This window comes from Bradyrhizobium sp. AUGA SZCCT0182 (assembly GCF_018130185.1).
Classification (GTDB): domain Bacteria; phylum Pseudomonadota; class Alphaproteobacteria; order Rhizobiales; family Xanthobacteraceae; genus Bradyrhizobium.
This window is the reverse complement of sequence record NZ_JAFCLY010000007.1, coordinates 1-12345: the sequence shown is the minus strand read 5'-3', so window position 1 is coordinate 12345 and position 12345 is coordinate 1. Positions and strand designations below refer to the sequence as shown.

The 12345-nt window shown below is 60.4% G+C and carries 7 protein-coding genes and 1 pseudogene; 5 read left to right on the top strand and 3 right to left on the bottom strand.

The features are described from left to right. Window positions 1-489 precede the first annotated feature (489 nt). Window positions 490-3585, bottom strand: coding sequence for an AAA family ATPase (locus JQ611_RS09995; RefSeq protein WP_283813468.1), 3096 nt, complete (start codon window positions 3583-3585; stop codon window positions 490-492). Window positions 3586-3738: 153 nt separating this feature from the next. Further along, window positions 3739-3816, bottom strand: a pseudogene (locus JQ611_RS42975) (zinc-ribbon domain-containing protein); the annotation flags it as partial. 699 nt (window positions 3817-4515) lie between these two features. Between JQ611_RS42975 and JQ611_RS09990 the strand changes: the two are divergent. The 5 genes from JQ611_RS09990 to JQ611_RS09970 all read left to right on the top strand — a co-directional run bounded on the left by JQ611_RS09990 (window position 4516) and on the right by JQ611_RS09970 (window position 10498). Beyond that, window positions 4516-5892 carry an HlyD family secretion protein gene (locus tag JQ611_RS09990; protein ID WP_212269307.1) on the top strand — a complete coding sequence of 459 codons (1377 nt, stop codon included), beginning with the start codon at window positions 4516-4518 and terminating at the stop codon, window positions 5890-5892. Continuing rightward, window positions 5889-7835 carry a glycosyltransferase gene (locus JQ611_RS09985; RefSeq protein WP_212465341.1) on the top strand — a complete coding sequence of 649 codons (1947 nt, stop codon included), beginning with the start codon at window positions 5889-5891 and terminating at the stop codon, window positions 7833-7835. Before JQ611_RS09990 ends, JQ611_RS09985 begins: the two co-directional genes overlap by 4 nt. Window positions 7836-8043: 208 nt before the next feature. After that, window positions 8044-8295 carry a hypothetical protein gene (locus JQ611_RS09980; RefSeq protein WP_212390402.1) on the top strand — a complete coding sequence of 84 codons (252 nt, stop codon included), beginning with the start codon at window positions 8044-8046 and terminating at the stop codon, window positions 8293-8295. Between the two features lie 547 nt (window positions 8296-8842). After that, window positions 8843-9856, top strand: a complete 1014-nt coding sequence (locus JQ611_RS09975) for a TAXI family TRAP transporter solute-binding subunit (protein ID WP_312011933.1) — start codon at window positions 8843-8845, stop codon at window positions 9854-9856. 15 nt (window positions 9857-9871) lie between these two features. Next, complete coding sequence (locus tag JQ611_RS09970) at window positions 9872-10498, top strand: hypothetical protein (protein WP_212390403.1); 627 nt, start codon at window positions 9872-9874, stop codon at window positions 10496-10498. Between the two features lie 133 nt (window positions 10499-10631). Here the strand turns inward: JQ611_RS09970 and JQ611_RS09965 are convergent, their stop codons facing one another. After that, on the bottom strand, window positions 10632-10841 hold the full coding sequence (locus tag JQ611_RS09965; RefSeq protein ID WP_212465340.1) for a hypothetical protein: 210 nt from the start codon (window positions 10839-10841) through the stop codon (window positions 10632-10634). Window positions 10842-12345: the final 1504 nt, after the last annotated feature.

The window sequence follows — 12345 nt, the reverse complement described above, 5'->3', positions numbered from 1 at the left end:
ATGGAATTATACCACGTGGGCAGGTCCCTTGAGACTTACCCTTTTGGATTACCCCGTCGTCGTCGCGGTCGCGTACAGCCGGAACGGCAGACTCTGGAAGGGCGATTTCCGAGACAAGAAGGTGGTCCGGACATTCGGGACAGTCTCGGACGTTGTGAGTGCTGCGAGTGGCGCAACCAAGGTACTCGAGCGCGATAAACACGAATCCATGACACAAAGCGGCTGATACCATGAGCGACGTCAGTTGAACGGTGAGATCACCGGCGAGCGATCATTCAGCGCATGTTCCGCTCCCGGCACAAAGCATCAGTTATAGCGGTGTAGCGACATGTCCGGAGTCGGGTGTACACCGGAAGTGATCGGCACAGGGCCAAAGTGTCGATTTTGACCGCAAACTGACTTGGACTCTCGCGCGACATCTACTCATCGGGGTAAAGCAGACTTGCAGCCCAGCCGGCGAGGATAGCGGCCCGCACGACTTCCTGTAGTTCATGCGAGATCATCCAGCAACGCCCTCGCATTCCGCAGGTCTGGGCTGTCGAACCCCTCGCTGAACCAGCCGTATATCGGCGCGACCAGGTCGTACGCCGCCTCTCGCTGGCCCTGCTGCTGCCAGAGTTGCGCCAAGACCGTGGCGGTCCGCAATTCCAGAGACTTGGCCTTTTGGTGTTGAGCGATCTCTATGGAGCGGCGAAGGCAGGCTTCCGCATCCCCTGTCGCCCCCCTCGTGAGCAGCAGTTCACCGTGCGCCCTATGGATCTCGGCCTCGAGAAGCCTTTCGTGAAACGTGCGAGCATGCTCCGCGGCGACCTTGATCCAATCGAGGCCCGCCGCGATAAGGCCTGCCTTCGCACACGCATCCGCTAATCCCACGGTCCGTGTCGTAGCGAGCTTGGCGCCCAGTGCCTGCCAGTCGGCCAAGCCCCGTTCCATCTCGGCGATACCGTCATTGGCTCGACCAAGCGCCGCGCGAGCTCGGCCTCTCGTTATCATGACGTAGGCAGTCCACTGCGGGAAACCGTACGCTGCGCAGATAGCTGAGGACTCGTCGGCGCGTTCCAATCCCCGAGAAAATTCGTGACGATCAACGTGTAGCGCGGATGCGAGGCCGAGGGTCATGGCGTAAATGAAAGGGTTGGATAGCCTCTCGGCATCGGCCAACGCCTTGCCGATCAATGCGCTCGACTTGTCCGGATAGCCGAGGAACCATAGCAGCCACGACCCATAGGCTTGGCAGAGCACGCTCGGATCCTCGCCGTAGATGAGGATCTCCGCGTGCGCGTTGTCGACATCCCAGAGATCGATGGCCTGACGAAAGCTTTCCCAGCCGGACTCAAATTCGCCGCGAAGAAGCAGGGTACAGCCTTGCGCCCGATGCGCGAGCGCCCGACGCGTATCATTGCCCTGGGCATCCGCCAGGGCCACCAGTTCGGCGCTCAGCTCTTGGGCTTTCAGCAGCGGTTTTCGCAGGAATGCGCTGTTCCAGAGGCCGCGCAGCGCGGTAAAGCGGTGCGGAGTTTCGGTCGCGCGGTCGCACAGGTCGCGCGCGCGGCCGTAAATGCCTTCGACGTCAGCCGCCATGTAGCCGCGCGCCGCGATCGTCGGAACTCCAAGGGCGATCAGCAGCTCGAGCTCCTGCCGATCTCGCTCCGCTCCCTCCGATTTCGCGGCCAGCAACTCCAGTGCTTTGGTGTAATGCGTGATCGCTTCTTCGTTGGCGGAACGCGCCGCAGAGCGCCGTCCTGCCCTCAGGCCATAAGCAATGGCATCATCGATGAGCCCCGCCTGCGCATAGTGATGGGCGAGAAGTTCGGGTTGGGTCTCAACGATTTGGGGCGTCAGCTCCGTGATCGCTTGAGCGATGCGGCCATGGAGCTGTCGACGCGTTGAGCGCAGGAGGCTTCGATAGGCGGCATCCTGCACGAGCGCGTGCTTGAAGATGTAGGTCGCTTCGGGTAGCACTCCCCTGGGAAAAATCAGGTCCGCCTTGCTGAGCTGGTCGAGTGCGTCCTCCAGCGCCTTGTCGTGAACCGGCGCAACGGCATCCAGCAGCTGGTAGGAAAACTCTCTTCCAATGGCGGCCCCGATCTGGGCGATCTCCCTCACGGACGCAAGGCGGTCGAGCCTGGCCATCAGGCTGTCGTGCAACGTTCCTGGAATCGCGAGAGGAGGCAGCGGGCCGTGCAGAACATAGCGGTCGGCGGTTTCCTTGAGGAGCCCCGATCCCAGGACTGCCTTAGTGAGCTCTTCCACGAACAGCGGCACTCCGTCGGTCTTCGCGATGATCTCGTCCCGGACGTCGGCTGGCACCACCTTGCGATTTGTTAATCTGTCGATCATTGCTGCCACATGGCGCTGCCCCAGCCGATTCAAAGCGAGTGCTGTCACGTGGGGATAGTGGCCCCACGGCACTTCGAACTCGGGACGGAACGTGACAATCAGCAGGACCGGCCATCGCTGCAGCCGGTCAATGGTCCGCGTAAACAAATCAAGCGTCGTCGGATCAATCCAGTGTGCATCTTCCAGGATGAACAATACGGGGCATTGCTTCGCGAGGCCGCTGAGCAGCTCGATGAGCGCCAGTAAAGTGCGCTCCTTCTGCTCTCGCGGCGTGAGGCTGGGTGCCACGTACCGGCCCTCGAACGGCAGCGACAAGAGCGTCGCGAAGAGTGGCGCAACATGACCGATCGTCGAGAACGAACGTTTTAGAACCGGTTCCAGCTTGTCGAGCTTGGTCTCGGCGGGGTCGTCAGGCGCAATCCCGGCTGCGCGCTCGAGTTGGGAGATCACGGGATAAAACGGGCTATTCGTATGATGAGGCGAGCACTGATACACGATGCGCGTATGAGCCCCGTCGACGATCTTCTCCCGCAGCGCCGCGACGATCCGCGACTTGCCAATTCCGGCCTCGCCGGACAAGAGGATGACCTGACCTTCGCCATTTTGCGCCTGAACCCAGCGGTCCATCAGAAGGTCGACCTCACGTTCGCGGCCAAAAAAACCGGTTGCACGCTGAGCCTGCCCGGCCTCGAAGCGACTTTCGGCCGTGTGTTCGCCAACGACCCGCCACGACGGAACTGGATTGGCCATTCCCTTGAGAAACCGCGGGCCGAGATCCTCGAGGTCGAATATCCTGCCGAGCAGCTGTCTCGTTCCGTCGCCGATGACAACGGCGTTCGGCTCGGCAATACCCTGCAGGCGGGCTGCAAGGTTGGGCGTCTCGCCGATGACCACCTGCTCCTGAGACGAACCTTCACCCAACGTCTCGCCGACCACCACAAGACCGGTGGCGATGCCCACTCGGACCTCTAGTCGCGCCTTGGTCGGCAACATCAGCTGGCTGATCACATCGACGACTGCGAGTCCCGCTCTGACGGCGCGTTCGGCATCGTCTTCATGAGCCCTTGGATAGCCGAAATAAGCCAGCACGCCGTCGCCCATGAACTTCGCGATAAAGCCGTCGAATCGACGGATCGCCTGGACGCACGCGTCCTGAAACCCCCGGATAACCTCCCTCAGGTCCTCCGGATCGAGGCGACCCGAAAGCGCCGTCGAGCCGGCCATATCGCAAAACATAACCGTCAAGTGACGGCGCTCCGCAGCCAGCGGGGCCGGTTCAAGGCCCGGCGGCTCCTCCGTCGCAACGGCACCTCCTCGAACCTCCCGCGCAAGCCCCATGCCACATTGGCCACAGAAGCTGGCGCTCGGCTCGTTCAGCGAGCCACAAGCGGCGCAGGTCAGCGCAAGCGGTGCTCCGCATCTGCTGCAGAACCTGTTCCCCGCCTTGGTCTCGGCCCCGCAGCTCGGACACCTCATGGGCTTCCCCCGGGATGGCTCGGCCTGATCATTCTAGCACAGGCCCGACCCTCCATCACGGTTCCCTGGCCAGACCATAGGGGTGAACGGCCAGGTCGCAGCGGAAGGTGCGACGACTAGAGGCCCTGCTGGCCGACGGCACCATCGCGCGGATCCATGCGCGCTACGGCATCGAGCTGCGACCTCCGCGGTGAGGCGCGGTATCGCGCGAGATGCCCCGCGCTTGCCCGATCGGAAAACGCTGGCGTGCTTTTACGTATGGTGAGTCAAAGGACGCTGCGGAAAATGCCTGGTGTTGGCCGTCGCGCAAAACGCGTCTGGCACTTTTCGGACCTGGATTGCCGAGCCGATGATGTCCGTTTGCCGCGGTAATGCGGACCACACGGAGGCAGGCGCCGAGTTCCCGAAAATGAACCACATCGGACGTGGATAATCCGGTTCCCAGCCGTCGTCGTGCCAATCGTGAAGTTCCAATTAATCAGCGCGCATCATTGGCGTCTCATTAACCTCTTTGGTCGTTAGCTGGATTGGTTCGGCTGACGACGGCGTGACAAGCGAGATGCTGTCGCCTTCGAGGTTCCACCGTCGCGGGGTCGCCTACGACGATGCCTAAGTCCTGTTTCAGTTCGGGATAGACCGCGCTGACTCGAAGGGCGGCGATTCAAGTCCGCTCACTCACAGTATCGGGAACTCGCTGCCATGGATCGTGCGCAAAAGAACCAATTCACTCCAGGACACTTCCCCTCTCCCGTTGCAGAGGGAGGTGTCCAATCCTTCGATGTCGACCACGGCGCCAAAGGTCTGCAGCGCGATCTGGAAGAGCGACTGAAGCCCGATGTCGACGAGCCGGTAAACCGCGGTTCGCCTGATCAGGAAACGCTCCCGCGCTCCTATCGAACCGTTCGGCGGGTGCTGAAGATCGCTGCCGGTCTCGCCATCGTTGCCGTGTTCGGATGGCTGCCAGTCAGAGCAATCTGGCAGACCTCCAGCGTCGAGGCGGTGGTCAACGCCAGGCTCGTGACGCTAAGGTCGCCGATCGATGGCGAAGTCAGATCGCGGTCTGACCATGCGACGGCGTCGAGCGCGGTGAATGAAGGTGACGTCATCCTTCGCGTCGTGAACGCGCGGGGCGATCGATCCCGGCTGGATGACCTGAGACGACAGATGTCGCGACTGGACAACCAGCGTCCAAGTCTGGCGACCAAACTCGCCTCGGCTCAAGCCGCGCAGCAAGATCTCGCCCGACAGGCCGCCCAATTCAGGGAAGGCCGCATTCTGCAACTCGACGCACGCATCGCTGAAATACAGTCGGTGATCGAAGCCGCCGCGTCTCGACGGGAAGAGGCGACCGCGGCGGTAGAGCGGGCATCGTCGCTGATCAAGTCGGGCAGCGTTTCCACCGTGGAATTCGCCCGCTTGACCCGGGAACAATCGGTGGCCCAGCAAACCGAGATCGGCGCCCGGCGAAGACTTGATGCAGCCAAGGTCGAGCTCACTGCCGCGCAGAAGGGCACGTATCTGGGCGACAGCTACAATGACCGCCCAAGTTCGGTCCAGCGCGAAGAAGAGATGCGGCAACGCGCGAATGATCTTAAAGCCGATCTGGCGCATGCGGATGCCGAGATCGAGTGGCTCGCCAGCGAGATCGCGTCCGAGCAGTTGCAGTATATCAGTCGATCGGAAGCAGACATCAAGGCACCGGTTGCCGGCCGGATCTGGGAGATGATGACTTCGCCAGGCGAGGATGTCCGGGCCGGTCAGGCGTTGATGAAGCTGCTTGATTGCAGCGGCGCTGTCGTAACAGCGAATGCCACCGAAAGTGTCTATAACCGGCTCCAGCTCGGTAAGCAGGCGAGTTTCGAACCAAACGACGGCAGTCCGGCGATCAAGGGCGTGATCGTGAATCTCACTGGCGCGTCTGGTGCGCCCGCGAACCTGGCTATCAATCCCGACGCGCTTAGCAAAGAACCATATCGCGTGACGGTCTCGCTGCCCAGTCTCGAAGCCACGGGCAAAGACTGTGCAGTGGGGCGCACTGGACGGGTGGTGTTCGACCGCGGCACTTCGAAGCCATGATCGAAGCGCTCGCACCAGGCCTCGTTGCTCTCGGTGTCTGTCTCGCAATCCTGCCGATGCTGAGGAGCGACAGCACAATCGCCCGGTTATTGATGACCGGAATGTGCGTTGCCCTGCTGATCCGATACCTCGTGTGGCGCGTCACGCAGACGCTGCCGCCGCCAGGCCTCACTGCCGACGCTCTCGTCGGATATCCGTTCATGCTGGCCGAGATGGCCTCGTTGCTTGCCGTCTGCCTGTCACTACTGTTTCTCAGTCGAACGATCGATCGCTCTGCCGACGCGAAAGGTGGAATAAAGAAAGCCGCTGCGGCTGCGCCGGCTCCGCTCGTCGATGTCTTCATCTGCACGTACAATGAGGAGAAAGCAATCCTGGAGCGCACGATCATCGGTGCCACGGGATTGAAACACGGAAACTATCGTGTCTGGGTCCTGGATGACGGAAAGCGGCTGTGGCTCAAACGGCTTACCGAAGAACTGGGCTGTCACTACCTGACTCGCCCGGACAATCGGCACGCGAAAGCGGGTAACATCAATCACGCATTGCGCCACGTAGCTGGATTGCGCAACAAGCCGGAGTTCGTTGCCATCCTGGATGCCGACTTCGTCCCCATGCCGGAGTTCCTCACGCGCACTATCAGTTTGATGGCAGACAAGACCGTTGGCGTGGTGCAGACCCCGCAGCACTTTATCAATGCGGATCCGATCCAGTCGAACTTGTCCGCCACAGAAGTGTGGCCCGATGAGCAACGTTTCTTTTTTGATATTCTGATGCCGGCCAAAGACGCCTGGGGTGTCGCCTTCTGCTGCGGAACGTCATCGGTGATCCGCTATTCAGGGCTCATGGAGATTGGCGGCTTCCCGACGGATTCGGTGACCGAGGACTATCTCGTCACTTTGCGCCTGAAGGAGCGGGGTTACCTCACGGTCTATCTGAACGAAAGACTTACGCTCGGATTGGCACCCGAGGGCCTCAAGGAGTACATCACCCAACGCAGCCGATGGTGCCTCGGATTCATGCAAATCGTGAGAGGCCGCAGCGGTCCGTTTTCACTGCAATCAAAGCTCACCTTGATCGATCGGCTTTCCCTCGTCGACGCTTTCATGAGCTGGGCCGCGGGTTATGGAATGAAGGTGCTCGGCCTTCTCGTGCCGTGGCTCTATCTCATGTTCGGGATCAAGGCGGTTTACGCCGATCTCTTCGAGCTGCTCAAGTATTTCTTGCCTTTCTACGTCTGGCACGCATGCACGATGGGCTGGATTTCCCGGGGCCGCTCCCTGGCGATCATGACGGACGTCTCGCAGTACATCGCGGCCCCGGCGGTCCTGAAAGCAATTGTCGTGGGCCTGATCAGGCCAAAAGGTCACAAGTTTCAGGTCACAGCCAAAGGTGGCGATCGCAATCAGAAGTTCATCGAGTGGCCGCTGCTGCGGCTTTACGGATCTGCGCTGCTGATGACCCTGCTGGCGATTGCTTACGCGTTCATTATTAATCCGCAGGGCGATAGCATCGCTTACGGCGGACTGGCGCTTGCCTGGAGTTTGTACAACTGCGTCATCCTGGCGATCGTGTGCCTCATTTGCTTCGAGCAGCCCCGTCGTCGCAAGGCCGAGCGATTTGATCGTAGTGAGCCGGTTCTCATTCACGAGGGAAGCGAGCCACGGCTGGTTCGTATGGCGGACATCTCGATAACCGGGGCCAGGTTCATCGATCCTTCACCGCCGCCGGTGGGGACTATTCTCAAGTGCAATGTGTATGGTCAAAACATGTCCGCTGCGGTGGTGCGATACACGACCGATGGCTTTGGCGTCCGGTTCGAAGAAAATGTCTCGACGCGGGTCGGCATAGTACGCGCCTTTTACGCAGGAGAGTATGTTCGCGCCTTTCACAGCGTGCGAGCAGTTCCTGTCGGTAAAGCCCTTCTGTTGCGGTTGTTTAATTGAATACTGAATAGGAAAACGACTGGGCGACCATTGCATCACCAGCCGCGGCCCAGGACTCAGGCGAGCATCGCAACTGCTCAAACACGAACACGGGAAGGGTTCGCGGGTATCCGTTTGGATTGAAAACGAAGGTGAAGCTCTCCGACCGACGGGCGGAGGAATTAGTAGTAACCAGGAATTGTGTCACATCATACGCGATGGAGGCTCCATGACCGATCGCATCAAGATCATCTGCTCCAAATGCCGCAAGAATTTTCACGAGCGCGCGCAGCGACTGAAGCCAGGCTATCAGATGCAATGCCCTCATTGCATGAAGCTGATCACTTTCGACAGCGGTTCTGAAGACCCGGATATTCGACGTCCGCTGAAAGCTGCTCGAGATTTTCGTGCGAGGGCCGAGGAGGCGCTCGCACTGGCCCGAACGGCTACTCAGGGGCAGCGGCGCGATCCTGCATATTAGTTAAGCTCGGCGGGCGACGTCTGTCAGCCTCGCGCGCCCTACCCGCTGCAAGCCCTGTTCTTGTGGCACGAAACGAGCGGCGGAATGGTCGCTCTGACCATGCCCGTTTCCAGAGGGCAACCGGAAGTCACCGGCGGAGGCCCAAACCGACGCTGATGACCGGGAACGGATGCGGACCGTTGGCCGCAGGCATCCCCGACAAAGGAACGCCGCTGGTTCAGGCGCGTTGAAAAAAGCGAAGCAAATCCATTCTGCCCGGTCGTGCTTGTGACGTCGCGGGGTGACGATTTGTCGGCTCAAGCCTTTTCCCCTGACGGCGAGCGAATGGCACGCCCAGGGCAGGGCTGGTCTGGTCGAACAGGTGGGAACAATGAGGGTCTGCGGAGTGGTGCGGGTCGGTTTGTTGACCGCATTCATTGCAGCGGCTTGGCTCGGCCAACTGGTCCGGGAGGGCCTCGCCCAAACCCGACCATCCGTTTCTGCGAGTGAACCCGCCAAAGCGTCTGCGCCCAAGGCAAGTGCTCCCAGGAAGGAAGCGGGAGCAGCTGTGAGCCCCTACACCGCGGGATTGGTAACCGGTCCGCCGCAAAGCACCGAGTTCGCCATCACTCAGGACATTGCGACCACGTTGGCCAGCGGCCAGGAGACCGGTCCTCGCGGCGAGGTCGCATTACGGGTGCTCCCAATGGTGGGAAACGGTGGCATCCGCAACATCCTGGACGTGCTTACGCTGGCGGGTGCGGACATGGCGATCGCGCCTGTCGTTCTGGTCGACCGGCTGCGGGAGACAAGGACGATCCCGGACATCCAGAACAAGCTCGTCTACATCACCCCGCTTTTTGTCGAAGAGTTCCATCTCCTCGCGCGACCTGAGATCAGAAGCCTGGCGGATCTTGAGGGAAAGACGGTCAATCTCGGCGAAGAGGGCAGTGCTGCCGCTGTGCTTGGCCGTGAGGTGCTCAACCGTCTGGAGGTGAAGTTCAGCGAATTGAACCTGGGGCTGGACGCCGCGCTGGATGGGATGAGGAAGGGGCAAGTCTTCGCCAGCCTGCTGGTTTCGGGAAAACCGGTCAACGCCCTGGCCCGCTACGCGCAAATGGATGGCATTCACCTGCTGCCGATTCCCTATTCCCGGGCGCTGCAGCAAGATTATCTGCCATCGACGTTGCGCCGCGAGGATTACCCAAACATTGTTGTGACCGGTGAAAGCGTCGACACGATCGCGATCAAATGCGCTCTTTTCGCCTACAACTGGCCGGCCCGCAGCGAGCGGTTTCAGCTCCTGGAACATTTTGTCGAAACGCTGTTCTCGCGGTTTCCCGAATTTCTCGGTGACGCTCACCATCCCAAATGGCGAGAGGTGAATTTGCCTGAGGTGCTGCCTGGTTGGCGGCGATTTCGACCGGCAGAGCGCTGGCTCCAGCGGCAATCGGGCGGAGAGGCCGCGCTTCGCAAGGCGTTCGGCCGGTTCCTCGAGCAAAAGCCAACCAGCAATCCGCCGGACCGCGAAGAGTTGTTCCAGGACTTCATGCGGTGGCAAGAACGCAAGCAGGGCAGGTGAGATTGGGAGATCACGATGCGCAATGCGCTGGTGACCGCAGCTCTCGTCGCGTCACTCGGACTGATCGCCGATGTAAGGCAGCCTGCCGCCCAATTTGGCCAACTGCAATTTGGTCAACCGCAATCTGTTCAACCCCCGTTTGGTCAACCCCAATTTGATCCAGCCCAACCCGCGGCGCCGCGGGTGCTCGCACCGACCAGGGTGCAAACGGCCGACAAGGTCGGAAAAACCAAAACAGCCGCTCGCAAAGTCGGCAAAGCGCACAGGAAGCACCACGTCGTTCGTCCGCCTCCAAATCAGCGGAAGATTGCCGAAAAGAACGGATACAAGCGCGTCAGCGATCTCGTGAATTTCCCAAAGTTCTTTCCCAGCCTGGGGGTCCTCTTTGTCAAACCCGAAACTCTGCCGCTCGGACCGTTCCTGTGCTTCGACCGCAAGGATCGCTTGGTGGCAACCGTGTATATGGTCCCGACAAGAGACATCGACGATCACAAGCCATTGGAGGCGTCGGGGTTCGCTGGCGCAGCGCTTGACCACGTCAGCATCTACTTCAACCCGGGTCACCCCGGAGTGGACGTGCCGCATTATCACATCGTGATCTGGCATGTGACCAGGAAGCAGGAAGCGCGTGTTGCAAAATGACGCGCGCAGCGTAAGCGTGGGAGGGACTGGACATCAGAACCGGCGTCCTGCCGCTTCCGACCTATCGGATTCTGACGGGAGTGGAGCGCCGCATAAACAAGGAGCGCTCCACTGCATAAACGAAGGACTAGCCTTACTTTCCGCCCCTGGGCTTTATTCCCTTCAGCGTGCCTTGCGGCTCTGCGATTCCCTCGGCGATCTTGTCGAGGCCCATCCGAATTCCCGTTCCAGCAAGGAACGAGCCTACAACGACAGCGATATAAACAAAGCCGCCTGATACAGCGTCAAGTTCGTGGTCAGCAAGAGGACGCATCGTGTTCATATCTGCCGAATAGGTCTGCATGACTGGCTCCACCATTTTGGTTGGGGTCGGGATCATCCAGACCGTGCAATGATGCGTAAAGCAGGTGCGGGAAGGGTGTTGTGACTAAAGTCACACTCGCGCTTTGCAGCGGTGATTGGCGAGGAAGGGCATGCATTTGCTGGCGCCTTCCTCTGCCAATGGCCAACTTCCATAACACCCAACTTGCGATTCAATGTCCGCTACGATGGGGCGGGCTCATTTGGTCAGCGCAACACTCCAATCTTTTAGCAAAGATGGAGTGTGGGCATGAAGCAGCGACGGCGCATTAGTTGGCGGCTCAGCGATCCGAGATCTGGGATCGTTGGCAGGCCGGCGAGCCGATCCAACAGCCGTTTCGGACATGCCCGACCGCGCCGACGATGTTCCGTCCTTGTGATAGAAAGGATATGATAGAGCGGATATGATCCGGGACACTCAGTCCTCGCGGCGCCGCCAGACGCATGCCCTCATGGGTTCGCCCGCGGCTATGTCGAAGATGTCGGCTGACTGTGAAGTAGTTTACATTCCCGTGCTCTTGGCCCGGGCTAAGATGGCGGAAGGCTGCTTTCTTGAAGGAGGCGTCAGATGCTCGAGACAATCAAATGGAATTCCCGATATAGCGCTCGCGGATGGGTGACGATGGCTGGCGCGCTCGTTGTCCAACTCCGCGCACTGAATGCATTGCGACAGAAGGGTGAAAGCAAACCAAGGCCGCCACTCTGGAAACACTTCGACGACACCCATCATTGGGACGCAAGCGCGGAGGAATGGGTTCCCAACGATGATCATGATCGTGCAACGCATCATGCGTCCCGCACGCCGAATTCCGAGACTCAGGATCCCTCTCGCTGACGGGCCCGTCGAGCGGTGCGGGCGCGACAAGCGGCTGGATCGAGATGCGCGTTGCTGCTGGCCGCTTGATGGTGGTCAAGCGATTGCCCGGCGTGGGCTCAGAGCCACCGGGTCGTTCCACACGGATGGCAAGCCGCCGGTGTGTGGGCGGGTCTACTCATACGAGCCGCCGACCTTCCCGACCCGTCGCTGTGCGACAAAACAACCCGACGGCCGCGCCCGGCGTAGCCTTGGCGACCTGTCCGCCGTAGCTCAACGACCGAAGGCGGAAGTCCGGGTAAATCATTTCTGATTATCAAAAATCGTGTCAAGCCCCAAAATAAAAAATATTTCGCTTTTCCAGAAGGAAAATCAGGTGCATATGTTTCGCCATCCCGTCCCACTCAGAGGGCGTCGGCCGTCGTCACGGACGTTGGACGGGTTGCGGTGGACGCTGAAGTCGCGACTGACGAGCGCGGCTGGGGCGTACGGCAAAGGCGCGTGGTCCTGACGCTCGCGATGGTGGCGTCAAGTTCTTGAGATGCTAACGCTTCTTGGGGCGACGGAGGCAAGAAGCCCGTTCTCGGGGGAGAGCGCGGCATAAGCCGTAAAGCCATTGCGCAGGGAAGGCCGGGTGTTCTCCGCTGCCCTGTATGCTCGTGTGCACCTTGTT

Coding starts and splice junctions, on each gene's coding strand:
- JQ611_RS09990 (WP_212269307.1), top strand. CDS start 4,516: ATGGATCGTGCGCAAAAGAACCAATTCACTCCAGGACACTTCCCCTCT.
- JQ611_RS09965 (WP_212465340.1), bottom strand. CDS start 10,841: ATGCAGACCTATTCGGCAGATATGAACACGATGCGTCCTCTTGCTGAC.
- JQ611_RS09970 (WP_212390403.1), top strand. CDS start 9,872: ATGCGCAATGCGCTGGTGACCGCAGCTCTCGTCGCGTCACTCGGACTG.
- JQ611_RS09985 (WP_212465341.1), top strand. CDS start 5,889: ATGATCGAAGCGCTCGCACCAGGCCTCGTTGCTCTCGGTGTCTGTCTC.
- JQ611_RS09980 (WP_212390402.1), top strand. CDS start 8,044: ATGACCGATCGCATCAAGATCATCTGCTCCAAATGCCGCAAGAATTTT.